Here is a 24204-nt window from a genome sequence, read left to right on the forward strand (position 1 = left end):
ATCCAGATCAATGTCGGCGCAGTCCGCTGCACCTAGGCTGGCACGCTTGCAGGAAGCATGCCCTGCGGATGCCGCGCCAGCCTTGGCGAAGTATACGCGCCGCCCACTTTTCGATCCGGGACAGCATGAACAGACCTTCTCCCAACCGCCGCCAGAGGCTGATCCAGCAGTGGGGCGCCATCCTCTGGCCCAGCTTCATCGCCGCCGGTGTTGCCAGCGTGGTGTTCTTCGCCTTCGTCGATCCGTTGCGCCTGCAGGCCATCAGTTTCCCGGGCACGGCCATCAGTCGCGAACTGGGCTATACGGCGGGATTCTTCATGTTCTGGTCGGTGACGGCACTGTCCAGTGCGGTCACCTGGTACCTGCAGCGGCCGATGCCGAGCGATGACGACGACGAGCTGCCGCTGGGATGAGTACGTCCTGCACCCGGATCCCTCGTCCCTGGCACTGGCGCGGCACGCTCAGCGCCGCCTTGCTGGCGCTGTTCTACGCACTGCCGTGGCTGCGCTGGGAGGGTCGCCAGGCGCTGTTGCTGGACATCAACGCGCGGCGATTCGACCTGTTTGGCTGGACGTTGTGGCCCAGCGACGCCGGCGTGCTGATCGGACTGCTGGCGGTGCTGGCGGTGGGCCTTGCGCTGCTTACCCACCTCGCCGGGCGCATCTGGTGCGGCCATGCCTGCCCGCAGACCCTGTGGCGGCGCGCCTTCGACTGGATCGCCCGCAGCGCGGCCCGCATGCTGCCTGCACCTGCTGTACGCCCGGCCACCCAGCTGGCCTGGGGGCTGTTGTCGCTGTGGACCGGGATCACCTTCGTCGGCCTGTTCAGCCCCATCGCCGAACTGGTGACCGCTGCGCCCCACGCCGGCTGGAGCCGCTGGGAAACCTTCTGGGTGCTGTTCTATGCAGCCGCGACCTGGGGCAATGCCGGTTTCCTGCGCGAGCAGGTCTGCCGCTCGCTGTGCCCGTTCGCACGCATGCAGCCGCTGCTGACCGATCCGCACACACCGCGCATGCTGTACGACGCCCGTCGCGGTGAGCCGCGCGGGCCACGTCCGTCCGGGCTTGGCGGAGTACTGGGCCGTGGCCGCGGCCTGCTCGACCCGACCACTGCGCAGGACTACGTATTCCGCGCCGCGCATCCGCTGCTGGCCGGACCGATGCCGACCTTCAGCGCCGACCGCCTCGGTGACTGCATCGACTGCGCTGCTTGTGTCAGCGCCTGCCCGATGCAGCTGGACATCCGCCAGGGGCCGCAGGCCGATTGCCTGGCCTGCGGCGCCTGCCTGGAGGCCTGCGCACAACAACAGCACCGGGCCGGTTTCGGTCCGGGGCTGGTGCGCTACTGCAGTCCGCAGGCGATGGCTGGACAACCGAAGCGCCTGTGGCGACCCCGGACCCTGGCCCTGCTGTCCTTGTTGCTGGCGCTGCTTGCCTGCGGCGCCTGGCGCCTGCTCTGAATCAACGCGACCCGTTGGCGTGCGGCGGCACAAGCTGCGCACGCCGGACGATGCCAAGCTGCTCGATGATCAGCGCCATTTCGTTGGTGACTTCGGTACGCTCGGTCCCCTGCGGGACCAGACGGTCCAGCACCTGCTGGTAGGTATCCCAGAACGCCGGACCGCATCCGTGTTTGTGGTAACTGGCTTCCAGTTCGCGGCGTACCCGTTCAGCCAAGCCATGCATGCCGTATTCCATACGACCTCCGTTGGACTTGTTCTGCATTGTTGACGGTCTACCGACTCACTTGCGTGCTACTGAAAGACTCCCAGGCTTCACGCTTGGTTGACTCCAATTAGTCATAGATTTCACGACAGGTCAATTACATGCAGCGACTTTCGTGATTGAAATTATTAATCGTTCACGAAACTACATACGGGGACCCGGCCCCCCGGATGGGGTGAAGCCGACAGTAAGCGGGACCCAGGAACCGACACCTCCAGTAGATGGCGCCAATTGTGATTCTCAGATCGATCGATCTTACCTATTTTGCTAAGCATACTTAGCAAAAGGCGCTTAGCGTGCTAGATGCGACAAAAGGCGGCGCAAGTCAGATGGATTCGCCCGCCGACGCTTCTGTCGTGGGGAACAGGTTCGGATAGCGCTGATGCAGGATGTATTGCCGCAGGGCCGGAATCGGGAAGTCCCTCGGCCATTGCGACACTGCGGAACGGCTTATGCCAAAGAAGCGTGCCAGTTCGGCGTCGGTGCGGAATCCCAGCCGGGTGCGCACCTGCCGCTTGCTCCAGAATTCGGTCACGGTCGGTCCTTCTGTTAACCAGACTGATTCTTGCGACAAGGCTTCTTCGCAATCCACGCGTTAAGCTGGCTTGCATAGATGAATACTCTCGGCCAACGACTCGCGGCAGCCATGAAGAAAGCCGGGCACCCACGCCCGGCCGATCTGGCACGCGCCGCCAAATCAACGACAGCAACCATCAGCAACTGGCTCAACGATCACGTGAGCGCCTCGCACGTGAAAGCCGAACAGCTGTTCCGCATCGCAGATGCGGCCAAGCTGGACGCCCGCGAGCTGCTGTACGGGGTCAGCGGGCTCGGCGTCGGTGAGCCCGGCAGTGCCTACATCCCCAGCCAGGCCCATCTGGATGTCTGGCAGGACGCCTACGAGCTGGTCAGCCATCTGGTGGCCGAGAACGGGCTGGAGATCGACCACCGCCGCCATGCGGCGCTGGATCTGCTCGCGTTCGAACTGCTGATGGATGGCTTCAGCCGCAGCAAGGTGGCTCGCGTTCTGACGACCTCGATGACGTGAATGCACCGCCGCTGGTAGCATGGACCACGATGGGGATGGGGCTCCCCCGATAACCGCCTGAGAAGGCTGATGGCTCCTGCCAGGACGAACCCGGTGTTCGTCGACGGCAGGTCGTGCCTGCCCTCGGCGTTCGCCATTGACCTTGCGAACCCGCATTCGAGGCACGCCATGCAAGCATTGAACAATTACTTCCTGGTCTTCGTCGGCGGCGGCATCGGCGCCTGCCTGCGCCACGCCTGCAACCTGATCGGCGCGCGGGTGGCGGTCGGCAGTCCCTGGCCCTGGTCGACCTTCCTGATCAACATCAGCGGTGCGCTGCTGATGGGCGTGGTGGTCGAGGTCTTCGCCATGCGCAATGGCGCCTCGCCACAGCTGCGCCTGCTGCTGGCCACCGGCATCCTCGGCGGCTACACCACGTTTTCCACCTACGCGCTGGAGATCGGCCTGCTGCTGCAGCGTGGCCAGCATGGGCTGGCGGCACTGTATGCCGGTGGCTCGGTGGCGCTGGCCCTGGCCGGTCTGTTTGGTGGCATGAAGCTGGCCCGGCTGGTGCTGGGCTGACCGATCAGGCCGCGCTGGCCCGCGCCTGCCCGCGCCATTCCCGTGGCGACTGCCCGGTATGCGCCTTGAACGCGCGCGACAACGCCGCTTCGCTGCCATAGCCCACATCGTCGGCGATCCGCTTCAGCGGCCGCCCCTGCCGCAGCGCCTGTTGCGCGAGTCCGACCCGCCACCCCTGCAGGTACTGGCCTGGCGTGGTGCCCATCGCCTCGCGGAAGCTGGCGGCGAACACGCTGCGTGACATGCCGGCGACCTCGGCCAGGTCTTCCAGGGTCCAGGACTGTGCGGGCGCTTCATGCATCGCCACCAATGCCAGCCGCAGCCGCGGATGACCCAGCCCGGCGAACAGGCCGCCGCGCATCTCGCCACCTTCCATCAGCTGGCGCAGCACCTGGATCATCACCACCTCGAACAGCCGGTTGACCATCGCTGCCCGCCCGCAGCGCTGCTCGAACGCCTCTTCGAACAGCAGTTCCAGCGCCGCGTTGCCTCCATACAGGTCGGCCAGCGGCAAGCAGATGAAATCGGGCAGCGCAGCACTGATCGGATTGAGTCGGCCGCCCTCGAAATGCAGGTTGGCGCAGGCCATGTCGGCGCCCTGCTGCGGGTCGGTACTGAAGCGATGTGGCATCGGCCGCGGATACAGCAGCAGGCTCGGCACTTCGACCTGCACGGTCTGCTGCCCGTGACTGACCTGCAGCGGCCCGCGCCGCACCAGGTGCAACTGACCCGCCTCGTCCTCGCCGTCCAGCGTGTTGATACCGCACAGCGCGCCAGCATGGAACACCGAGGCAGTGACCGCAAAACGTTCGAGCAGGATGGCGAGACGGTCGACCATGGCGGGACTCCGGGTCAATCAAAAAGGGCTCAATGCGACAGATCGTATCGGAATAAGCACTGGAAAGGACGGCACTGGCCGCGTGATCCCCCGGGCGCTATACAGGCCGCACGTTCCCGCGCATGGAGGCACCGATGTCTCTCCGCATCGCCTTGGCCCTGTTGCCGCTGCTGCTCGCGGCCCCGCACGCACTGTCCGCCTCACCCTCGAAGATCGAACACCTGGCCTGGCTGGCCGGTTGCTGGCAGCTTGATGGCCAGCCGGCCGGTGCCGGCGAGCAGTGGTCCATCCTGGCTGGAAACACCCTGTTCGGCAGCAGCCGCACCCTGCGGGATGGCCGCACGGTGGGCTTCGAGTTCATGCAGCTGCGCCAGCACGATGATGGACGCCTGGTGCTGACCGCCCTGCCTTCTGGCCAGAACGCCACAGACTTCAACGCCACCCGGGTCGATGGCAATGAAGCCGTGTTCGAGAATCCCGCCAACGACTTCCCGCAGCGTATCCACTATCGGCGCCTCGACGACCAGCGCGCGCATGCGCGCATCGAGATCGCGCAGGACAATCCGAAGCAGGCAATGGACTTCCCGATGCATCGCGTCGCATGCGGTGGACCGGTGCCCGCGACCTGACCGGCACCGCGCCCAGTCCTACGCCGTATAGCGGATCACCACGAAGCCCTCTTCCGCGGCCGGTGCCACGAAGTGGCGGGTGATCTGTGCGAACTCCTCGTCGCTGGCCTGGAACGGATGCTCGCCGAGTGCATTGCGCGCGCGCAGCCGCGCCTTGCAGACGTCGTCGGCAACATCGAGGAAATGCAGTTGATGTGCAGCGCCAGCCGGCGAGAACACTTCACGTGCCCACGCGCGGCTGGCTGGCGTATTGAATGGAAAATCGAGCACCACCGAAACACCCGCCTGCAGCAATGCGCGCAGATGATCGGCCAGCACAGTGCGCAACGTGGCTGCGCGCTGCAGATAGTCGGCAATGGAATGGATTTCGCCCGGGTACAGCGCCGCCAGCCATGCGTCTTCGCTGATCAATACGTGGCGCGGCGCCAATGCCAACTGCTGAGACAGGGTGGATTTGCCGGCACCGATCTTGCCACACACCAGGTGCAGGGTCGGCGCAGGGTCGTTCGATGAAGAGTCGTGCATCTGCGTTCTCCTTGGTGGATTCATCTACCCGGGAGAGCGCTGCGTGCAGCCCGCCTTCCCGGGCGGGCTGCATGGCCGTGACGACCGCGCGCTCCCCCGCCTTCCCGTGAGGAATGCGGATAATCGACGCGGTGCTGTGCAGGGCCATGCCGCCAGCGTAGAGCGCCGCCTGTTCGGCCCGCAACCCCCTGCGGCAGTGCAGCGCGCGCAACGTTTCGTTGGCATCTATGCTCGGCGCCATTCCCGCATGGAATGACCCCGATGCGTCCCTTGCTTCGATGCACTGTTGCCCTCTGCCTGCTGCCCTGGATGACATCGCTGGCTGCACCGCCGACGGCGGCACGCATGCTCAGCGGCGAACTGCAGGGCGCGCCCTGGCGGTTGGATGTACCGGCAGACTGGAACGGCGACCTGGTGATGCTGGCACACGGCTATGAGCCCGTGGGCGTGCCGCGCACCACGCCGATGGCCGCCAACGACAGCACGGCAGCGCTGCTGGGCGCCGGTTACGCCGTCGCGCAGAGCGCATACTCCAGCCAGGGCTGGGCGGTGACCGATGCGATTACCGATACGGAACGCCTGCGCCAGCAGGTAGTGGCTGAACTCAAGCATGTGCGCCACACCTGGATGCTGGGATTCTCGATGGGCGGTGCCGTGACCATTGGCAGCCTCGAGCGCTTCCCGCAGCACTATGCCGGTGGTGTGTCGCTGTGCGGCGCCAATCTCAGTGGCGAACAGATCGCGACCGACCTGCTGACCACGCTGGTCGCGTTCGATTATTTCTTCCCCAAGGCGAAGGGGCTGCCGGGCACCGGGTTGGCATCGCGCGAAGCCGCCGCGCTGCCACAGGGCGAGTTGTACCAGGGCATCGCCAATGCACTGCAGCACGATCCATTGCACGCCGCGTTGCTGGCGCAGCGGCTGCAGGTCTCCGCTGATGCACTGGCCGGCACGATCAGCCTGCACGCACTGGTCCTGCATGAACTGGCCACGCGCAGCGGCGGCATGCCGGTCGGCAACCTTGGTGTGGTGTACAGCGGATTCGGTGACGACGCCGCGTTCAATGCCGGCGTGCAGCGCATCGATCCCGTGCCTGCGGCGCAGGCGCATGTCCGCAATGCGCTCGCATTGACCGGCGCGGTGAAGCGACCGCTGGCGATCCAGTTCAACCACAACGACCCCACCATCGTGCCCCACATGCAGGCGGTGTATCCGCAGATGGCCGCACGGGCTGGCGCGCGACCATTGCCGCGCGTGCTGCCGCCAGTGGGCGAAGGGCATTGTGGCTTTGCGGAAGCACAGGTGGTCGACGCCTTGAAGGCGGTACAGCACTGAGACCACCGCGTGCCGCAGCGCATCAGGACCGTCCAGCAAGTGCTGCTATGGTGGCCCGGCCCATTGACGGGCACACAAAGGACTGACGTGATGATCAAGACGACCTTGAAGACCGTGATGCTCCTTGGCATGGCCGTGACCGGCCTGGCCTTCGCCGCAGGCCCCTGTGAATTCTGCAGCCAGCAGTACGAATATTGTCTGCGTGCAACCTCAGGCCCACTGGCCAAGACACCCGCAGAATGCCTGGCCCAGTACAAGATGTGCCGCGAAATGGATTGCCAGTCCTCCTGACCGGCATCCGGCCGGCTCCTGCGGGAGCCGGCTCAGCCGGCGATGCCGCCAAGCGCTTACGATGCAGGGATCGGTGCAATGCCTGCCGCCTCCGCTCACTGCTGAAACAACGCATACGATGGCCTTCTTCGAACGACTGAGCGATACCCGCTACCTGCCGACCGAACACGCTGGCGGCGCCTGGAACATCCGCGAACAACACATCGCACCGGCGATCGGGCTGCTGGCGCACCACCTGGAACGCGACGCCGCAGCGCGCGGGCACGGTTTCCTGATCGCCCGCCTGTCCTACGACATCCTCGGCACCATTCCGATCGAAGCGATGGAGGCCGACGTACAGGTGCTGCGCGCTGGTCGCACCATCGAACTGGTCGAAGCTACGCTGCGTCATGACGATCGCCCGGCGCTGCGCGTGCGTGCATGGCTGATGCGCCCGAACGATACGCAGGCCATCGCCGGCACGCCGATCGCTGCCATTGCACCGCCGGAATCAATGCCCGAATGGGATCCAGGTACGGTCTGGCCAGGCGGATTCATCAAGAGCGTGGAGATCCGCCGGCACGATCAGGGGCCAGGCCGTGCCACCTACTGGGCGCGCGCGAAGCATGCGCTGCTGGACGGCGAGCCGGTCAGTCCACTGGCCCGTGCCGCCACCCTGTTCGATCTGTCCAATGGCATGGCCGTGCGCGCCGATCCGAAGGAGGTCGCCTTCCCCAACCTCGATCTGACCGCGCACCTGTTCGGCATGCCCGAAGGCGAGTGGCTGGGCTTCGACACGTCGGTGTCGTTTGGCCACCAGGGTCTCGGCTTGACCAGCACCGTGCTGCACGATGCACGCGGTCCGATCGGCACGCTCGGCCAGGCACTGACCGTGCGCCCGTGATCCCAACGGGCGGCGTCAGCCGCCCAGCGTGCCCATGGTGAAGGTGTAGCCGGAGCTCATCAGGAATTCGCGCATGCGCATCTCCGCGCGCCGCGGTGAGGCCAGGTTGGCCGGGGCGTACAGAGCATAGACCAGGCCCGATCCTTCGATATGCTCGCGGCGGACTTCGCAGCGGGCGGTTTCCGAGGCAATCACCCATCCGTCTTTCAGCCGATCCGGTCCGATGGATTGCCCGTTCTTGAGCCGAAAGGTCAACCAGCGCACATCTGCCATGATTTTGCTCATTTCCGATTCGCTCCGTGCCGCAAGCGATCCGTAGTGTCCTTGCTCGCCATTGCAGCTCCCTAAGACGTGGAACTCGACCATAGCGCCTTTCCATGTCGCAGGTGGCTGAGACTGACCGCAGGGCTCAGGTCGCCAGGGTGAACAGCCGCCACAGTGCCTCGCGCCCCGGCGGAGTCAGGCGTAGTTCGCGCCGGCCCTCGACGCGTCGGAGCCAGTCGTTGCTCACGAAGCTGTCCAGCATCGCCTCGCCGACCAGGCCCGCCAGATGTGGACGCCGCTCGGTGCAGTCCAGGCACCCCCTGCAATAGCGCGCAGGCTTGGCCGCGACCGGCTGCCCAAGTAAATCGGCCAGTGGCTGGCCCAGTCCTCGCAAGAAATCGGCACCGCCCTCGCTCACCCGCCAATGCCCCAGGCCCGGCAACACATGCCCCGCCCTCAGCAAATGGTCGGTGATGGCCACCGCGTGCACGCCGGCCAGGTGTCGATAGCAGGAACGTGCCTCACGCAACGCCGGCATGCTGCGCGATGCGGAAGCCGTGCAGGACGGCGTGCGGTCAGCAACGCGCAGGATGCCCTCCAGCATGTCGGCAACCTCGTGCGAGGCCAGCCGGTGGTAGCGGTGGCGCCCCTGCGCGACAGACACCAGCAGATCGCCCTCAACCAGCCTGCGCAGATGCGTGCTCGCCGTCTGCGGTGTCACTCCGGCCACGCGAGCCAGCTCCGTCGCGGTATACGCACGCCCATCCATCAGCTGCAGCAGCATGGCCGCGCGCGCCTGGTCGCCGACCAGGGCACCGACGCTGACAAGGGAACCAGGGGTGTGGACCATGGCCGCATTGTGGCACGCCGTCGCAGGCCAACAGTTCGATGCAGGCCGAAGCGTCGGCACCGTCTGCCAAGGCACAGTGGCTACCCCGTTAGCGCAAGGCCTGCCGTGAAAAACGCTCCGATCCCCCGCCGCCGCATCACCCCTTCAGTCCTGTATCCGGGCACGCCGGTGCTGCTGATGACCACGCTGAACGACGACGGCAGCAGCAACATCAGTCCGCTGTCTTCGTTCTGGGCCCTGGGCAACCGGGTGGTGCTGGGCCTCGGCGTGCAGGGCCAGGGCTATCGCAACCTGCAGTTGCGCAACGAGTGCGTACTGAACTTCCCCTCATCCGCGCAGGCCGCACAGGTCGAGGCCATCGCGCGGGCGACAGGCTGCGATCCGGTGCCCGCTGCCAAACAGACGATGGGCTACGTGCACGTGCGCGACAAGTTCGCGCTGGCCGGATTCAGTGCGGTCGCATCGACACACGTCGCGCCAGAGGCCATTGTCGAATGCCCGCTGCAGGTGGAAGTCAGCGTGATGGCGATGCACCCGCCCGGCGAGGATGACGGCCAGGGCTTCGTGATCGTTGAAGGACGGATCCGTTGCGTGCATGCGCACGAAGCGATCACCGTGGCGGGCACCCAGCACATCGACGTTGCGCACTGGAAACCGCTGATCTACCTGTTCCGCCACTACCTGGGCGTAAGCGAACCGGTCGGGCGCAACTTCCGCGCGGAGACGCCCGTGGGGGCTTCTGTCTAGCTCTCTAGACCGTTTCGCCCTGCAGATCGAGCAAGGCCGTGGTCCAGCGGCGCTCCCCCAGCGCGGCCACCATGCCGCCTCGATAGACGAAACGGCGCGCGTGACCGTCTTCGATGAAGCAGGTCTCGTTCTGCATTGGCACATAGCCCGCAGAGGCGTAGTGCCGATGATCCAGGGCGAACAGCACGGCGAAATCGATACCGCGTTGGCGCAACTCGGCGTGCGCAGCTTCGATCAAGCGTGACGCGATGCCCTTCCTGCGAACGTCAACGCGTACCACCACGCCGCCGATCAAGCCTATGCGTTCCGGCTCGCCGTCCAGCAATACGTTGCGTTCGTACAGTGCGAGGTGGGCGACCACCTGATCACCTTCCATCGCCAGGACCAGAGCGACCGGCCCCGGGATGGCATAGCCGTCGCCCTGCATGTCCGGGAACGCCTCGCGGAGCAGATCCTCCGCTTGGTGACGGTGATCCGGCGCCACGCGCTCCCTGCTGGATACCTGAACGTGCATTGCCCTGTCTTCCTGGAACATGTGTCCAGCCTCATCGTGCCACGGAAACATGACCGTACCCGCGGCAACATTTCACCGTCAGCACAGCGAGATCCAGTACGAGACGATATCCGCGTAGCTGCCCGCGCGTTTGACTGCCCGCGGCTCTGTGCCAATTACGCTGAAGCCCAGCGATTCATACAGCGCGCGCGCGGCAGTATTGTCCGCCAGCACCGTGAGGGAGAGCGATTCAATGCCTTCCGCGCGCGCAGCCGCGAACGCTGCAAGAAGAAGCTGGCGGGCGACACCCTGGCCACGATGGTCGGTGCCCACGTGGACACTGTGCACTTCTGCCGTATGCCGTCGCGCCATTCGCATCGGGCGTACATAACGCAGGAAGCCCGCAAGCATGCCGTCGATGAAAGCGCCGAAGTAGCGCGTGCCGGGATCAGCAAGCTGGGCGCGCATCACCTCCGCCGAGTCATTCTGCGCCTCGGCCAGCGTGGACAGGAACGCCGCAGGCGACTCGCAAAGCGCCTGCAACCGCGCTTGCCAGAGAATCTCGGCGTCTTCAGCGCTGAGTTGCCGGATAAGCATGCGACACCCTCGTGAAGCTGTTGATGCACAGGTGCCCAGCGTAGCGCGGGTCCACTGATGCGGCGTGCATGCAAGAATGTGGAACGTCCTTTTTCATTCTCCTTCTCCGCCATGAATGAACTGCAGATTCCCCGCGTTGGATGCGGCGCCGTCGTCCGTGATGCCGACGGCCGCATCCTGCTGATCCAGCGCGGACGCGATCCGGAGCGCGGGCATTGGGGCCTGCCCGGCGGCAAAGTCGACTGGATGGAAACGGTGGAGGCCGCCGTGGTCCGCGAAATCCGCGAGGAAACGGCGCTGGAAGTGACGCTGCTGCGCCTGCTGTGCGTGGCCGATCATTTCGAGCCTGCGCTCGCGCAGCACTGGGTCGCGCCGATCTTCGAGGCTCGGGCAGCTGCGGGTGCCGAGGCTTCCATCCAGGAGCCGGGTGTGCAGACCGGCCTGGGCTGGTTCGCGCTGGATGCCCTGCCCCAGCCGCTGACGCAGGCCACAGTTCAGGCGCTGGCCCGGCTGTAGCGGGTATCGATCCGGGCGCGTGCTGGTATCCAGGCAAACAAAAAGCCCTGACCGAGGTCAGGGCTTTTCAATTGGAGGCCTCAAGCGGAATCGAACCGCTGTAAACGGATTTGCAATCCGGTGCATAGCCACTCTGCCATGAGGCCAACGTACTGCGCGCCAGGAACGTAGCCCTGACAAGACAAAACCCCAAGATGGGGCCTGTCGGAACATGGAGCGGGAAACGAGACTCGAACTCGCGACCTCAACCTTGGCAAGGTTGCGCTCTACCAACTGAGCTATTCCCGCGTAAGCCGATATGTTACCGGAAATCCGGAAAACACACCAGCGATTTCACTTTTCTGACTACGCGTAAAGCCTTGTGGCTCAACGTGCCCCGCCTTGCCGTGGCGAGAGAAAAACAAGGCCCCTACCGGGGCCCTGTAGAATCTGGAGCGGGAAACGAGACTCGAACTCGCGACCTCAACCTTGGCAAGGTTGCGCTCTACCAACTGAGCTATTCCCGCAGATTCCGTTCGACCTGCGTCGAAGGAGCGCTATTGTGTCCAAATTCCTTCACGCCGTCAACAGTCTTCACACCATGCGGTCACAGGCGTCCGCACTGAGGTACGCTGCCCCGCCCAGCCCCTTGCGCCCATGCTCCTTCGCGGCTCGCCCCTGTTGATCGCCCTGCTGCTGCATCTGCTGGTGGCCCTGCTGTACTGGGCACTGATACCACTGGGAATGAACGGGTATCGCGACCATTTCGGCTTCACTTCCCATCGGGACATCGGCCTGGGCATCGCCCAGTTTTATCTGTTCTGGATGTTCATTGGCGCGCAGCCGCTGATCGCAGTGCTGCGGCCGCTCTTCGCCAAGCTGCTGGTGCTGGCCATTCCCTTGGCATTCGCAACCTGGACACTGATGCACAACCACCCGCTGCGTCTGCTGTACTTCACGGTCGGGCCCGGCCTGCTGGCACTGGCCGCGATCGCCATATCCGTGCGCCATGCATCACGTAACCACTTGCCCACCACCACGGGCACCGCCGATGCCTAGACGCTACGTCCGCCTGTTCTGGCTGCTGGTCGCGCTCACATGGCTGGCGCTGATCGCCGCGCTGGTCAATGCCGGCTTCACCCCGGACTACTGGCTGCTGCATCACTTGGAAGGCGCCGAGCTGCCCTATCCGACCAGCACCGTCATCGTGTTCGCGTTGCTGGGTACGGTTGAACTGGTGGTGGCCGCCTTGATCGTGCGGCCGTGGCGACTGAAACGACTGTGGCTGCGCCTGTTGATCGCCTTCGTTCTGCTGCTGGCGTGGTCGGTACCGTGGATGCTGTCGGCCATGCACCAGCCGCCGGTGCATGGCATGCACCTGCTGTGGTTGCTGCTGCTGGACGTGGGCCTGCTACTGGCACTGTGCGCGGTGTCGGCGGTGAGCGCGTGGCGGGCACTCAGGCATCGAAAGGGCCCATAGACGGCCCCACCCAACGCCCGGCCTACTTCAGGAACTCCACCCGCACGTGCTGGCCGAAGCGCGCCTTGGCTTGCCCGTCGAACTCCAGCACGCACTCCACCACCTTGGCCACGCCACGCCCTGCGTCTTCAGGCAGGCGCGCCTGCGCGAACACCGGGCTGATGCGCACCACGCGTGCCGGCGGCAGCGTGCCGGTGTTCTCGGCGCCATCGCTGTCCGGCACGACGGTAGCCTTCATGCCCACCTGCACGGCATCGGCATAGGCGGCGCTCAGTTCGGCACGCACCTGCAGCGGACGCGCCGGCAACAGCGAGATCGCCGGCTTGCCGGCCTGCACGAATGCGCCAAGGCCCGGTACCTGGCCGACCACGGTGCCGGCTTCCGGTGCACTCAACGACATCTGCTGCAGTTTCAGTCTGGCGTGTTCCAGCTTGTGTTGGGCCATGTCGACCTGCGCACCGGCCACGTCGACGTCGGCGCGCACACCGGCCAACTGCTGCTTGGCCGCATCGGCCTGCTGGTTCGAGGACACACCTTCGCTGGCGCCCGTGGACAGGCGGGTGGCGTTGCGCTCCAGTTCGCGCAGCTGCGCTTGGCTGCCTTTCAGGCGGTCATTGGCCAACGCCAGATCGGCGGTGGCCATTGCCACTTCCTGCTGCAGCAGGGCGCCATCCAGCGACAGCAGCAGCTGCCCCTTCTTCACCGTGGCACCTTCCTTCACCGGTGCGGCAGTGATCGAGCCATCCACCGGCGGCGCCAGTGCGATCAGCCCGCCTTCGACGTCAATGATGCCCCGCGCTACGGCGACCTTGCTGGCGACGGCAGTGTCCGCCTTGCCTGAGGGTGCAGATGCCGGGGTGGGCGCCTCCCTGGAGCAGGCACCGAGCAGCAATGCCGCCGACAGGGCCAGGCTGAGGGGAAGCAGGTGCGACGTCTTGGTCATGGGGCGGACTCTACAGTTTCGTTCTGGCGGCGGTCGTCACGGACCATGCCGTCTTCCATGGCGATCACCCGATCGGCATGCCGGATCAGGCGCGGATCGTGGCTCACGCACAGCACGGTGGCGCCATGCGCACGTGCGTAGCGATGCAGGATGTCGATCACGCGCTGGCCGTTCTCGGCGTCCAGCGCGCTGGTGGGTTCGTCAGCGAAGATCAGCGTCGGCGACTTGGCAAACGCGCGGGCAACGGCCACACGCTGCTTCTCACCACCGGACAGCTGCGCCGGGCGCATGTGGCTGCGATGGCTGAGGCCGACCTCTTCCAGCGCCTTGCGGGCCAGGGGCTCACTTTCACGATTGCGCATGCCGCGGTAACCCAGTGGCAGCTGTACCTGCTCCAGCGCGGTCAGTGCCGGGAACAGATTGAAGCCCTGGAACACGAAACCGACATGGTGCAGGCGGAAACGCTCCACTTCGCTGCGGCTCATGTGGCCCACATCGTGGCCGAGTGCGTGCACGCGGCCACCATCGGGCGCGGACAGGCCAGACAGCAGCGACAACAGCGTGCTCTTGCCGCAACCCGACGGGCCCGATACCAGGGTCAGCTCGCCGGGGTAGATGTCCAGCGACAGCCCGCGCAGCACCGGCACCTGCACGTCGCCGGACATGAAGCCCTTTTCAAGTGCATCGGCCCGCAGAGTCGGGGCGACGGCGCGCAAGGAAGTCATCGGCCGGTCCTCAACGCAGCAGCAACGATGGATCGGAGCGGACGACACTGCGTACCGCCATGATGCTGGAGAGCATGGCCATCACCGCAACCAGCGCCACGCAGCCGAGGATCACCATCGGTGTCAGCTGCACCGGAACGCGCTGGGTCTGCGCGATCAACAGCACCACGGTGCTGAAGGCCGCCGCCAGCAACATACCCACGCCGCCGATCAGCAAGGCCTGCTCGAACACCACCCGCGCCAGCGCATAGCGGCCTGCACCGAGTGCATTGAGCGTGGCGTACTCACGCACCGAGCCGGCCACCACAGAGGCGAACGACTGGTTGGTGATCACCGCGCCGACGAAGCAGACGATGACGGCCATGAACAACACCGCGATGCCGGCGCCGGTATCGAACAGCCAGTACTGCTGCGAGCGGCTGGCGAACGCCGGCGCGGTCCAGAACTCGACCGGCGTGGCCCGGCCCATCGACGCGGACAAGCGGTCACGCACGCGATCGGCCAGGTCCGGCGAGAGCAGGCCCGCCACGAAATAGGTGCTGCCCTCATGTGGGTCGGTACCGGCGATGGCGCGCGCAGTATCCAGCGAAGCCAGTACGTTGACACCACCAAGGCCACGCAGGCCCGGTTGCGCGGCAACCACGCGCACGGCCTTGCCATTGATCCAGGCACGGTTGTTCTGCAGGTCCACGCCGAGCGTATCCAGATCGGCTCTGTCGACGATCACCGCACCCGGCTCGCGCAGCTGCGCGCGCAGATCGGCCGGCAGGATGCGAGCGAACATCATCGCGTCGTCGCGGGTGGAAATGCCGGACAGGTATACCGACACATTGCCGGTGCCCTGGGCACTGGAACGCCATTCGCCATCAACCCACTCGTAGGGTTCGACGCGGGTGACATCCGGATCCATGCGCAGGTGGCTTTCCACATCCGCGCTGATCGCATGACCGTAGTTGACACTCTGGGTGCCGGGGAAACCGGCCCAGATGTCGGCCGACGATGCCTTCACATAGATCGCGGCGGTACCGAAGATGCCCAGCACCAGTGCGGCCTGCACGATCAGCAGCACACCGGCAAAGCACATCGCCAGCACCACCGGCAGGAACCGGCGCCACTCATAGGCCAGGGTCTTGCGGGCCAGCGCGATCATTGCAACTCGCCCTCAGCCTCGACCGGCAGCGGTGCGCCGCCAAGGGCACGGTACAGCGACGCAAAGGCCAGCACGCGTGCGCCCTGCGCGCCGATCAGGTCGGCCTGCGAGGCGAGCGCGGCACGCTGCGTGTCCAGCCCATCGAACTCGCTGGACAAACCCAGCTGCACCTGCCGCGCCTGGCGCTTGACCTGCTGGTCGGCGGCATCATTGGCCACACGCAGCGACTGGATGCTGCTGCCCTGGCGCGCCAGGCTGCCGAGCGCACCTTCCACTTCGCTCACGCCTTCCAGCACCGCCTTGCGGTAACCGAGCAATGCGGCGTCCAGCTGCTTCTCATCGGCCTGGAAACGCGCGCGGCGTTGACCCCAGTCCCACAGCGGAATATCGACGTATGGGCCGATCGACGGACTGGAATCGGAATTGGAGCGGGCGTTCTGGGTAAGGTTGTAGGCATACAGGATGGAGCCGCCAAGGCTGACCCGCGGATACATCGCGGCGCGTGCCGAACCCTTGCTGGCCGCAGCCTGCATCACCTCCGACTCGGCCAGCAGGATCTGCGGACGATGGCGCAGCAGATCCGCGGGAACCTGCTGCAGCGAGAACGTGCCCAGCTTCGGCGGCGTGCGATACGCGCGCCAGGCCGGATCCGGGCCGTCACGGCCCAGCAGCAATGCCAGCGCGCGAGCCGCGTTGTCGGCGTTTTCCCGAGCCTGTGCGATGGCGGCACGGGTGGCGGCCTGGCGTGCACGCAGGCGGTCCAGCTCGCCGGGCTCATCCAGGCGCAGGCGCTGGCGGACCAGGGCCAGTTGTTCACCGCGGTCGTCCACGGTCTGCTGCCGGGCCAGCAGGTCCTGCTGGGCCTGTGCCACGGTCAGGTCCAGATAGCTGCGCACCACGTCGGCAATCACCGCCACCTGTGCGGCATTGCGCAGCGCCTCGGCGTTGCCGGCCGAGGCCTGCGCGCTCAGCTGCGCGCTTTCGGCGGCGCCGAACAGGCCCAGGTCCCAGATCGCTTCGATGCCGGCATGGAAGTAGGTATCGACGGCGGCGGCGTCCTGCACCTGCTTGGCGCTGGCCGAGATTTCCGGCAGGAAACGCGAGTCGGAGGTGCCGGCGACGATCCGCACGGCCTGCAGCCGCAGCGTGGCCTGCTGCAGGTCGAGGTTGCCTGCGATGGCCTGGTCCACCAGTCCGTCCAGCGCCGGGTCGGCCAGCACCTTCCACCACTGCCTGGCGTCCACCGCCACACCCTGCCCCTGCGGCACCTGGGTCCAGGCGCTGGGTGTGCGATCAGGCAAGTCCGGGACGGACACCGACATGCAACCCGCCAAGGCCAGGGTTGCCAACAACGTGCCGGGGCGCAGCACTGCCTGCAGGGAGAGTCCACGCCCTGTCCTGGGCACTGCCACTGAAGTGATACGCCTGACCACCAGCCCGCCAACGTGTAGAAGGAGCATGAAGGCTACCGTGCGATTGTGGAGCGAACATGGAGAAATGGTCCGAAAAAGGTCACAGCACGCGTGCGGTTCAGGCAACGATGGCATTGGCCTTTCGCCAGCCTTTCACTGCATGCGACGCACGGAACGCTGGTGCGACATCCAGGCCATTGCGTCTTGTTGCCACCTTCCCCGAGCCCCGCGCCTGCGGCCATCCCCACGACCGATACGCCCCGCCATTCCGATTGCGACACTGACGTCGGATTCGTCACGCCGGGCCACTGATATCACGCCCGCCATGAAGATGCCGTGGCGCGACTGTAGCGGCCCTGCCGGCCAACTTCATGACAAACGAAAAACGCCCCCTTCCGGGAGCGTTCTTCTTGAATCTGGAGCGGGAAACGAGACTCGAACTCGCGACCTCAACCTTGGCAAGGTTGCGCTCTACCAACTGAGCTATTCCCGCAGATTCCGTTCGACCTGCGTCGAAGGAGCGCTATTGTGTCGATATTGTTGCACGGCGTCAACAGGAATTTTCACGTGACGTGAAGGATGGCGTTCAGGCCCCTGCCTGCTCTCTTCACGTGCGCAGTCCACGGCGGTGGAAGTAGACCTGCTCGGCAATGCGCCGCGTGGCCGCCGTGTGCAGCAGCGCGTTGAGCGGCCAGTCGACCTGCAGATGATCCATCGCCCAGCGCAGCAGGCGCTTGCCATGGAATGCCGGCGCCACCTGCCGCGCCACCCGTTCCGCTTCCGGCCCTTGCCCACGCAGATGGCGGGCCATCGCTTCGCCGACCGCCCAGCCATGCCGCCACGAGGAGTGGATACCCCCGGCGGAGAGCGGCGAGACGATGCCCGCCGCGTCACCGGTCAGGATCACGCGTTGGCCGGTGATCGGCCCATCCGGCCGGCCGCAGGGCACCAGGCCGGCGCGGGTGGCCGAGGGACGCGCCGAAGGCGGGATGCCGACCACATCGCGCACGTGGCCGAGGAAACCTTCAATATCCGGCGGCCGCACCTGTTGCGGGTCATGACGCAGCGCCAACCCGACCTGCAGGCCGGTTGGATTCTGCGCGACCCAGCCGATGTAACCCGGCGCGTAGCGCTTGCTGACGAAGCAGTGCAGCGCGTCGCCCTGCGTCACCTGCAGGCCGGCGAACTCACGTTCGACGCCGTAGAGGTTGTCACGCACCTGGCCGAGCCCGGTGCGCTGTGCCACGCGTGAGCGTGCGCCGTCGGCGCCAACCAGATAGGCACATCGCCCTGCCCCATCCACCAGCCAGCCGTCACCATTGCGATGTGCATCGGTGAAGGACTGCTGCAGGCGCAGGTCGACACCATTCGCGCGCAGTTCGCTGGCCAGCCAGCGCATCAGGTTCGGCGTATCGGTGGTGAGGAAGTAATAGCCCGGCGCGGCCAGCAACACGCTGCGCAGATTCGGCGCATACAGGCGCACGTTTGCAACGCGTTGCACGAGATGTTCGGGCATTCGCCCCAGCCAGGTCTGCTCCATCGCCTCTTTCACCACGATGCCGGTGGTGTGCAGGCGCTCGCCGGGGTCGGCCTTGCGTTCCAGCACGCAGACGCGCAGGCCGTACTGGGCAGCGGCCAATGCGCAGGCGGCACCGGCGAAGCTGGCGCCGACGATGACCACATCGTGGTCGTAGGCGGAGGGAGTGTGGGGCATTGCTGCATCGTCCTGGAGGAACACAGATGCAGCTTCGAACGGGTGCGTGGTGACGCGATGGGGTGGCGGTGAAGTGGGGATGAAGCGGGCTCTACGCAAACGAAAAACGCCCCCTTGCGGGAGCGTTTTTCTTGAATCTGGAGCGGGAAACGAGACTCGAACTCGCGACCTCAACCTTGGCAAGGTTGCGCTCTACCAACTGAGCTATTCCCGCTTGGGAGGCGAAATTTTACCTATTCCAAGGAAGGCGTCAAGCGCTTTTTTTCAGGGTCTGCGAGATGCCCGGCGTCGCGTATCGGCGCCATGCGTGGATACGCGCATCGATGGGCTCAGTTGCCCAACTTCTTCTGCCGCGCACGCTCACGCGCGGCGCGCTCGTCATCGCGCAGGCTCGGCCAGGCTGCATGCAGGTACTGCAGGCCCGACCACAGGGTCAGCACTGCGGCAATCGCCAGGGTCCAGTCGCCGATGTGGAACACCGGCCAGCCCATCCAGATGTCTTCCACCGGCACGTTGGGGGCCACCGAATACAGCAGGCACAGCAGCGCGACCATCTGCGCGGTGGTCTTGACCTTGCCGATCATCGCCACGCGTACCTTCGCGCGCTGGCCCAGTTCGGCCATCCATTCGCGCAGCGCCGACACCGCGATCTCGCGGCCGACGATGACCGCCGCCCAGAACGCCATCCACGGCGTCGGGTGGCCCTGCACGATCAGGAACAGTGCCACTGCCACCATCAGCTTGTCCGCGACCGGGTCGAGGAAGGCGCCGAATGCCGACTCCAACTGGTAGCGGCGGGCGATCCAGCCATCGAGCCAGTCGGTGATCGCGGCCAGGCCGAAGATCGCCGCCGAAGCGAAGTTGGTCCAGGTGTAGGGCAGGTAGAACACCAGCACCAGCACCGGGATCATCACGATCCGCAACAACGTCAGCCAGGTGGGCAGGGTCAACTTCATGCTTGCGTGCTTCTCTCTCTACTCGGCCGCATCAGGCGTGGCCAACCCGTGCAGGTTAGCGTAGATACGTGCCGCGAGGGCGTCATTGATGCCTTCCACCTTGGCGATTTCCGCTTCGCCAGCGGCTTTCAGGCCGACCAGGCCACCAAAATGCTTGAGCAGGCTGGCGCGGCGGCGCGGCCCAATACCGGGGATGTCCTCCAGCTTGCTGGTCATCCTCGCCTTCTGGCGGCGGCCGCGGTGGCCGGTGATGGCGAAGCGGTGGGCCTCGTCGCGCACCTGCTGGATGAACTGCAGCGCCGGATTGGCTGCGCCCGGGCGCAGTTCGCGGCCATCGGGCATCACCAGTGCTTCGTGGCCGGCGCGGCGCTCCACGCCCTTGGCCACGCCCACCAGCAGCACGCCTTCCACGCCCAGGTCGGCCAGTGCGGCCTGCGCCTGTGCCAGCTGCCCGGCGCCACCGTCGATCAGCAGCACGTCCGGCAGCACGCCCTGCTCTTCCACCGCACGGCGGAAGCGACGGTCGATGGCCTGGCGCATGGCGGCGTAGTCATCGCCCGGCTCGATGCCGCTGATGTTGAAGCGGCGGTACTGCGCGCGCACCGGGCCTGCCGCGTCGAACACCACGCACGACGCCACGGTGGCCTCACCCAGGGTGTGGCTGATGTCGAAGCATTCCACACGCTTGACCGGCTCGGCCAAGCCCAGCATGTCGCGCAGTGCATCGCTGCGCGCGTGTTGAGCATTGCGGCTGTTGAGCTCGGTGGCCAGGGTCAGCTGCGCGTTGCGACTGGCCAGCTCCACGTAGCCGGCACGCTCGCCGCGCACGTTCCACTTCAGCTGCACCTTGCGCTCTGCCGAGGCCGACAGCGCGGCGACCAGCAGGTCGGCGTCGGGAATCTCGCGGTCCAGCAGGATCTCGCGCGGCGGCTCGAACTCGATGTAGTACTGCGAGACGAACGCGGCCAGCACTTCCTCCGGGCTCTCCTCGCCGTTGGTGCGCGGGAAGAACGGGCGGGTACCGAGGTTGCGGCCATCGCGGAAGGCCAGCAGCAGCACGCAGGCCTGAGACCCCTGCATGGCCACCGCCAGCACGTCCAGATCCGCGGCGCGGCCATCCACGTACTGGCGGGTCTGCATGCTGCGCAGCGAGGAGATCAGGTCGCGCAGGCGCGCGGCCTGCTCGAACTCCAGCGCCTCGCTGGCGGCCTGCATCTGCTCGCCCAGCTCGCGGGTCAGTTCGTCGCTCTTGCCTTCCAGGAAGAGCGCAGCGCGGCGCACCGACTCGGCGTAGTCCGGCGCCGGTACCAGCTCCACGCAGGGCGCGCTGCAGCGGCCGATCTGGTACTGCAGGCACGGCCGCGAGCGGTTGCGGAACACGCTGTCTTCGCAGCTGCGCAGCTTGAACAGCTTGTGCATCAGGTTCAGCGTTTCGCGCACCGCGGTCACGCCGGGATAGGGCCCGAAATAGCGACCGGGAATGGCGCGCGGGCCGCGATGCAGGGCGATGCGCGGCCAGTCCTCGCGGGTCAGCAGCACATGCGGATAGGTCTTGTCGTCGCGCAGCGAGACGTTGTAACGCGGCGACAGCGACTTGATCAGCTGGTTTTCCAGCAGCAACGCCTCGGCTTCCGAGCGCGTCACGGTCACGTCCATGCGCGTGATCTGCGAGATCATCGACATGATCCGTGCGTTCTTCGGGCTGCCGTTGAAATAGCTGCCGACGCGGTTGCGCAGCGCACGGGCCTTGCCGACGTACAGCAGGGTGTCGTCCGCCGCGTACATGCGGTACACGCCGGGAGCGGTGCTGAGCTGGGCCGCGAAGGCCTTGCCGTCGAAGACCGGAGCGGGAACGTCGGTCATTCGCTGATCGGCACTTCGCTGAGCACGCCGCTGTCGGGATCGAAGCGCAGCACGGCATGGGCGTCGGTCTCGGCGATCCACACCGCACCTGCGCCCACCGCCAGTCCAGCCGGGCCATGCAGGCGGCGCGGCAGCGGCTGGGTGGTCAGTTCGCCACCGCCCAGGCGCAGCGTGCGCAGGCGACCGTTGCCGGTATCGGCAATCCACAGCAGCGGGGCGTCCGAGCTCAAGGCGATCGCCTGGGGGAACTGCAGGCTGGCCTGCGCACGCGGGCCGTCTTCACTGCCGAAGCGCCACGGCCCCTGCCCGACCAGCGTCTGCACCAGGTCGCCGCGCAGTTGCAGCGCGCGGATCGAGGAACCCAGCGCATCGGCCACGTACAGCACCTGCTGCACCACGGCCAGCGCGGTTGGCTGGGCAAAGGCAGCCAGATGGCCGCTGCCATCCCGCTCGTCAATGGAACCACTGCCCGCGCGCCATTGCAGGCTGCGCTGGCCCAAGTGGTAGCTCCAGATGCGGTTGTCGCCGGCCATGGCGATGTGCAGCTGGTTGTCGGCGATGGCCAGGCCAACCGGATGGTCCAGCGAGACCTGCCGCGCCTGCGCGACCGGACCTTCCACCGGCGCCCCGGGACGACCGTTGCCACACAGCGTGTCGACGATGCCGGTCAGCAGGTTGATACGGCGCACCGCGTGGTTGCCGGTGTCGGCGACGTACAGCGAATCGCGCTCCAGCACCAGCGCCTGCGGGCGGTGGAACGCCGCTTCGGCGAGGTTGCCGTCCATGAAATCGGCGGTGCCGAGGCCGAACTGGCGCAGGATGCGGCCACCATGGCTGCATTCGAGGATGCGGTGATGGCCGCTGTCGGCGATGTACAGGCGTTCGGTGCTGACCGCCAGTCCCTGCGGGAAGCGCAGGGACTGGCGCGGTTCCGGATGCAGTTCGCTGCCGCCGCGCGGCGGCGCCGACGGTGCGCCTTCGCACAGTGCGTTCAAGGCACGCTCCAGTTCGCCGGGCGCGCCCTGGCCGACCAGCCGCTGCTGTTCGCGGCCCTGCGCATCCAGCAGCACCAGGGTTGGCCAGGCGGTGATGCCGAAGCGGCGCCAGCCATCCCAGTCGGCATCAAGCAGGACCGGCATCGTCAGGCCCTGGCGACGCAACAGCTTCAGTGCTGCACCGGCGTCGCGTTCGAAGTCGAAGCGCGGCACCTGCAGCACCAGCGGCTGCAGCTTGCCTGGGTGGCGCGACAGCCATTGGCCAAACTCGGCCAGGCGTTGCGCGCTCCAGGCGGAGGCGGCGTTGACGAACAACAGCGCCACCGGCCGACCGCGCAGTTCGGTCAGGGTGCAGGGGGTGGCATTGAGCCAGGTGGCGAACTCGGGCAGGTCCGGGACGGGCTGGACGTTCATGGCCCGATTATGCCGGAGTCGGCGTCATGCAACAGTCGTGCCACGGCACGTTTTGCAGCATTGTCGACCAATGTCCAGACCTGTTCGAAATGATCACTGCCGCCGGTGTAGGGATCCGGGATCGCCACCCGGCCCTCTCCGCCCGACCATGGCAGGTACAGTGCCAGGCGTTCGCGCTGGGCCGGTGTGGCGATACGGCCGGCATCACGCAGGTTGGCCTCGTCGGCGCACAGGATCCAGTCGAAACGTTCGAAATCCACAGCCTGCAGCTGGCGTGCACGCAGGCCGCCGATGTCCACGCCGTGCCCGGCCGCGCAGGCGATCGCACGCCGGTCCGGCGGCTCGCCCACATGCCAGTCGCCGGTGCCGGCCGAATCCACCTGCACCCGCCCGGCCAGCGGCGAGGCCTCCAGGCGTGCGCGCAGCGCACCTTCGGCCATCGGCGAACGGCAGATGTTGCCGAGGCAGACGACCAGCAGCTTCATCGTGCCGCCAGCGTCTGCAGCAGTGCTTCGGCGCGCTCCAGGTCCTCGGGCGTGTCGATGCCCGGCGGGAACGGTTCCGGCGAGATCGCCACGCTGATCGGGAAGCCCGCTTCCAGCACGCGCAGCTGCTCCAGCGATTCGACCTGCTCCAGCTGGCCCGGCGGCATCGCCGCGAACTGCTGCAGGAAACCGGCGCGATAGCCGTAGATGCCAATGTGACGCAGCCAGTTGTGACCGGCCGGCAACGTGTCACGGCTGCGTGCGAAGCCATCGCGGTGCCAGGCGATCGGCGCGCGGCTGAAGTACATCGCCTCGTTGCGCACGTTGCGCACCAGCTTCACCACGTTCGGATCGAACAGGGTTTCTGCATCCTCCACGGCGGTCGCCAGGGTCGACATCGGCGCATTGCCGTCAACCAGCGCCTGGGCCACCGCACGGATACCCGCAGCGGGTGCAAACGGCTCGTCGCCCTGCAGGTTGACCACCACGGTGTCGTCAGCCCAGCCGGCGATGCGCGCGCACTCGGCCAGGCGGTCGGTGCCGGAGGCATGCGAGGTGGCGGTCATTGCCACCTTCACTTCGGCCAGGCCGGACAGTGCGTCGGCAATGCGTTGATCGTCGGTCGCGACCCAGACCTCGCCGGCACCGGCCTGCAGCGCGCGGCGCGCCACATGCAGCACCAGCGGCTCACTGCCCAGCAGGCGCAGCGGCTTGCCCGGCAGCCGCGAGGCGGCATAGCGGGCCGGGATGGCGACGACGAATTCGGTCATGGGGCGGTACTCGGCAG

30 protein-coding genes, 5 tRNA genes and 1 riboswitch are annotated in these 24204 nt (G+C 66.4%); of the genes, 12 read left to right on the forward strand and 23 right to left on the reverse strand.

What is annotated here, in order from left to right; all coding sequences use genetic code 11:
• Nucleotides 1-125 precede the first annotated feature (125 nt).
• Together AC5P6E_RS09325 and AC5P6E_RS09330 are read left to right on the forward strand one after the other, a co-directional pair.
• Complete coding sequence (locus AC5P6E_RS09325) at nt 126-413, forward strand: hypothetical protein (protein WP_010486039.1); 288 nt, start codon at nt 126-128, stop codon at nt 411-413.
• Nucleotides 410-1459 carry a 4Fe-4S dicluster domain-containing protein gene (locus AC5P6E_RS09330; protein WP_134958222.1) on the forward strand — a complete coding sequence of 350 codons (1050 nt, stop codon included), beginning with the start codon at nt 410-412 and terminating at the stop codon, nt 1457-1459. Before AC5P6E_RS09325 ends, AC5P6E_RS09330 begins: the two co-directional genes overlap by 4 nt.
• 1 nt (nt 1460) lies before the next feature.
• Here the strand turns inward: AC5P6E_RS09330 and AC5P6E_RS09335 are convergent, their stop codons facing one another.
• On the reverse strand, nt 1461-1697 hold the full coding sequence (locus tag AC5P6E_RS09335; RefSeq protein ID WP_019337197.1) for a hypothetical protein: 237 nt from the start codon (nt 1695-1697) through the stop codon (nt 1461-1463).
• 352 nt (nt 1698-2049) lie between these two features.
• The gene (locus AC5P6E_RS09340; protein ID WP_010486042.1) at nt 2050-2259 is read right to left on the reverse strand and encodes a helix-turn-helix domain-containing protein; all 210 of its coding nucleotides are present in this window, start codon (nt 2257-2259) and stop codon (nt 2050-2052) included.
• A gap of 111 nt (nt 2260-2370) precedes the next feature.
• On the opposite strand from AC5P6E_RS09340, the gene AC5P6E_RS09345 reads away from it, so the two are divergent.
• Complete coding sequence (locus AC5P6E_RS09345) at nt 2371-2772, forward strand: transcriptional regulator (RefSeq protein ID WP_010486043.1); 402 nt, start codon at nt 2371-2373, stop codon at nt 2770-2772.
• 22 nt (nt 2773-2794) lie between these two features.
• Nucleotides 2795-2858: riboswitch (Fluoride riboswitch) on the forward strand.
• 82 nt (nt 2859-2940) lie between these two features.
• Entirely contained in the window at nt 2941-3333 is a 393-nt protein-coding gene (crcB, locus tag AC5P6E_RS09350) for a fluoride efflux transporter CrcB (protein WP_313125080.1), read from the forward strand.
• Between the two features lie 4 nt (nt 3334-3337).
• Here the strand turns inward: crcB and AC5P6E_RS09355 are convergent, their stop codons facing one another.
• Nucleotides 3338-4171, reverse strand: a complete 834-nt coding sequence (locus AC5P6E_RS09355; protein ID WP_049436581.1) for an AraC family transcriptional regulator — start codon at nt 4169-4171, stop codon at nt 3338-3340.
• A 134-nt stretch (nt 4172-4305) separates the two neighbouring features.
• On the opposite strand from AC5P6E_RS09355, the gene AC5P6E_RS09360 reads away from it, so the two are divergent.
• A complete protein-coding gene (locus tag AC5P6E_RS09360) occupies nt 4306-4800 on the forward strand; it encodes a DUF6265 family protein (RefSeq protein ID WP_010486050.1) in 495 nt (164 codons plus the stop codon).
• A gap of 18 nt (nt 4801-4818) precedes the next feature.
• On the opposite strand, the gene AC5P6E_RS09365 is transcribed toward AC5P6E_RS09360, so the two are convergent.
• The gene (locus AC5P6E_RS09365) at nt 4819-5325 is read right to left on the reverse strand and encodes a P-loop nucleotide/nucleoside kinase family protein (RefSeq protein ID WP_049482965.1); all 507 of its coding nucleotides are present in this window, start codon (nt 5323-5325) and stop codon (nt 4819-4821) included.
• A 261-nt stretch (nt 5326-5586) separates the two neighbouring features.
• Between AC5P6E_RS09365 and AC5P6E_RS09370 the strand changes: the two genes are divergently transcribed.
• The 3 genes from AC5P6E_RS09370 to AC5P6E_RS09380 all read left to right on the forward strand — a co-directional run bounded on the left by AC5P6E_RS09370 (nt 5587) and on the right by AC5P6E_RS09380 (nt 7834).
• The gene (locus AC5P6E_RS09370; RefSeq protein ID WP_329834775.1) at nt 5587-6660 is read left to right on the forward strand and encodes an alpha/beta hydrolase family protein; all 1074 of its coding nucleotides are present in this window, start codon (nt 5587-5589) and stop codon (nt 6658-6660) included.
• Between the two features lie 90 nt (nt 6661-6750).
• On the forward strand, nt 6751-6951 hold the full coding sequence (locus AC5P6E_RS09375; RefSeq protein ID WP_197654468.1) for a hypothetical protein: 201 nt from the start codon (nt 6751-6753) through the stop codon (nt 6949-6951).
• 118 nt (nt 6952-7069) lie between these two features.
• Nucleotides 7070-7834 carry an acyl-CoA thioesterase domain-containing protein gene (locus AC5P6E_RS09380; RefSeq protein WP_197654467.1) on the forward strand — a complete coding sequence of 255 codons (765 nt, stop codon included), beginning with the start codon at nt 7070-7072 and terminating at the stop codon, nt 7832-7834.
• A 15-nt stretch (nt 7835-7849) separates the two neighbouring features.
• On the opposite strand, the gene AC5P6E_RS09385 is transcribed toward AC5P6E_RS09380, so the two are convergent.
• The gene (locus AC5P6E_RS09385; RefSeq protein WP_043402175.1) at nt 7850-8119 is read right to left on the reverse strand and encodes a hypothetical protein; all 270 of its coding nucleotides are present in this window, start codon (nt 8117-8119) and stop codon (nt 7850-7852) included.
• 124 nt (nt 8120-8243) lie between these two features.
• Entirely contained in the window at nt 8244-8948 is a 705-nt protein-coding gene (locus tag AC5P6E_RS09390) for an ArsR/SmtB family transcription factor (protein WP_159359989.1), read from the reverse strand.
• Between the two features lie 105 nt (nt 8949-9053).
• Between AC5P6E_RS09390 and AC5P6E_RS09395 the strand changes: the two genes are divergently transcribed.
• The gene (locus AC5P6E_RS09395; RefSeq protein WP_313208725.1) at nt 9054-9695 is read left to right on the forward strand and encodes a flavin reductase family protein; all 642 of its coding nucleotides are present in this window, start codon (nt 9054-9056) and stop codon (nt 9693-9695) included.
• A 4-nt stretch (nt 9696-9699) separates the two neighbouring features.
• Here AC5P6E_RS09395 and AC5P6E_RS09400 read toward each other — a convergent pair whose 3' ends face one another.
• Both AC5P6E_RS09400 and AC5P6E_RS09405 read right to left on the reverse strand, forming a co-directional pair.
• Nucleotides 9700-10230 (reverse strand): GNAT family N-acetyltransferase, encoded by a 531-nt coding sequence (locus AC5P6E_RS09400; protein WP_224329178.1) that lies wholly within the window; start codon nt 10228-10230, stop codon nt 9700-9702.
• 57 nt (nt 10231-10287) lie between these two features.
• Nucleotides 10288-10785: a GNAT family N-acetyltransferase gene (locus AC5P6E_RS09405; RefSeq protein WP_312720418.1), complete on the reverse strand. Its 498-nt coding sequence runs from the start codon at nt 10783-10785 to the stop codon at nt 10288-10290.
• 57 nt (nt 10786-10842) lie between these two features.
• Between AC5P6E_RS09405 and AC5P6E_RS09410 the strand changes: the two genes are divergently transcribed.
• Nucleotides 10843-11301 carry an NUDIX hydrolase gene (locus AC5P6E_RS09410; RefSeq protein WP_181389984.1) on the forward strand — a complete coding sequence of 153 codons (459 nt, stop codon included), beginning with the start codon at nt 10843-10845 and terminating at the stop codon, nt 11299-11301.
• Nucleotides 11302-11373: 72 nt separating this feature from the next.
• On the opposite strand, the gene AC5P6E_RS09415 is transcribed toward AC5P6E_RS09410, so the two are convergent.
• From AC5P6E_RS09415 to AC5P6E_RS09425, 3 genes are all read right to left on the reverse strand, one after another.
• Nucleotides 11374-11447, reverse strand: a tRNA-Cys gene (locus tag AC5P6E_RS09415).
• A gap of 66 nt (nt 11448-11513) precedes the next feature.
• Nucleotides 11514-11589, reverse strand: a tRNA-Gly gene (locus tag AC5P6E_RS09420).
• A gap of 142 nt (nt 11590-11731) precedes the next feature.
• A tRNA-Gly gene (locus AC5P6E_RS09425) sits at nt 11732-11807 on the reverse strand.
• A gap of 130 nt (nt 11808-11937) precedes the next feature.
• On the opposite strand from AC5P6E_RS09425, the gene AC5P6E_RS09430 reads away from it, so the two are divergent.
• Entirely contained in the window at nt 11938-12339 is a 402-nt protein-coding gene (locus tag AC5P6E_RS09430; protein ID WP_019337185.1) for a hypothetical protein, read from the forward strand.
• On the forward strand, nt 12332-12760 hold the full coding sequence (locus AC5P6E_RS09435; protein WP_010486062.1) for a hypothetical protein: 429 nt from the start codon (nt 12332-12334) through the stop codon (nt 12758-12760). Before AC5P6E_RS09430 ends, AC5P6E_RS09435 begins: the two co-directional genes overlap by 8 nt.
• A 22-nt stretch (nt 12761-12782) precedes the next feature.
• Here AC5P6E_RS09435 and AC5P6E_RS09440 read toward each other — a convergent pair whose 3' ends face one another.
• From AC5P6E_RS09440 to kdsB, 12 genes are all read right to left on the reverse strand, one after another.
• Nucleotides 12783-13703 carry an HlyD family secretion protein gene (locus tag AC5P6E_RS09440; protein ID WP_126560710.1) on the reverse strand — a complete coding sequence of 307 codons (921 nt, stop codon included), beginning with the start codon at nt 13701-13703 and terminating at the stop codon, nt 12783-12785.
• Nucleotides 13700-14428, reverse strand: coding sequence for an ABC transporter ATP-binding protein (locus AC5P6E_RS09445; protein WP_313270891.1), 729 nt, complete (start codon nt 14426-14428; stop codon nt 13700-13702). The genes AC5P6E_RS09440 and AC5P6E_RS09445 overlap by 4 nt, the downstream gene beginning before the upstream one ends.
• Nucleotides 14429-14438: 10 nt before the next feature.
• Entirely contained in the window at nt 14439-15578 is a 1140-nt protein-coding gene (locus tag AC5P6E_RS09450) for an ABC transporter permease (RefSeq protein ID WP_313270893.1), read from the reverse strand.
• The gene (locus AC5P6E_RS09455) at nt 15575-17038 is read right to left on the reverse strand and encodes an efflux transporter outer membrane subunit (RefSeq protein ID WP_019337181.1); all 1464 of its coding nucleotides are present in this window, start codon (nt 17036-17038) and stop codon (nt 15575-15577) included. Before AC5P6E_RS09455 ends, AC5P6E_RS09450 begins: the two co-directional genes overlap by 4 nt.
• 369 nt (nt 17039-17407) lie before the next feature.
• Nucleotides 17408-17483, reverse strand: a tRNA-Gly gene (locus AC5P6E_RS09460).
• A 114-nt stretch (nt 17484-17597) separates the two neighbouring features.
• Nucleotides 17598-18704 carry an NAD(P)/FAD-dependent oxidoreductase gene (locus tag AC5P6E_RS09465; RefSeq protein WP_197597966.1) on the reverse strand — a complete coding sequence of 369 codons (1107 nt, stop codon included), beginning with the start codon at nt 18702-18704 and terminating at the stop codon, nt 17598-17600.
• Nucleotides 18705-18842: 138 nt separating this feature from the next.
• Nucleotides 18843-18918: transfer RNA gene (locus AC5P6E_RS09470), tRNA-Gly, on the reverse strand.
• Nucleotides 18919-19033: 115 nt separating this feature from the next.
• On the reverse strand, nt 19034-19660 hold the full coding sequence (pgsA, locus tag AC5P6E_RS09475) for a CDP-diacylglycerol--glycerol-3-phosphate 3-phosphatidyltransferase (RefSeq protein WP_012510614.1): 627 nt from the start codon (nt 19658-19660) through the stop codon (nt 19034-19036).
• An 18-nt stretch (nt 19661-19678) separates the two neighbouring features.
• Nucleotides 19679-21523 (reverse strand): excinuclease ABC subunit UvrC, encoded by a 1845-nt coding sequence (gene uvrC / locus AC5P6E_RS09480; RefSeq protein WP_010486074.1) that lies wholly within the window; start codon nt 21521-21523, stop codon nt 19679-19681.
• Nucleotides 21520-22932, reverse strand: a complete 1413-nt coding sequence (locus AC5P6E_RS09485; RefSeq protein WP_019337179.1) for a hypothetical protein — start codon at nt 22930-22932, stop codon at nt 21520-21522. The genes uvrC and AC5P6E_RS09485 overlap by 4 nt, the downstream gene beginning before the upstream one ends.
• Entirely contained in the window at nt 22929-23417 is a 489-nt protein-coding gene (locus AC5P6E_RS09490) for a low molecular weight protein-tyrosine-phosphatase (RefSeq protein ID WP_019337178.1), read from the reverse strand. The genes AC5P6E_RS09485 and AC5P6E_RS09490 overlap by 4 nt, the downstream gene beginning before the upstream one ends.
• The gene (kdsB, locus tag AC5P6E_RS09495; protein WP_197578862.1) at nt 23414-24187 is read right to left on the reverse strand and encodes a 3-deoxy-manno-octulosonate cytidylyltransferase; all 774 of its coding nucleotides are present in this window, start codon (nt 24185-24187) and stop codon (nt 23414-23416) included. The genes AC5P6E_RS09490 and kdsB overlap by 4 nt, the downstream gene beginning before the upstream one ends.
• Between the last annotated feature and the right edge of the window lie 17 nt (nt 24188-24204).

Source organism: Stenotrophomonas sp. YJH_SMC_16 (genome assembly GCF_059367875.1).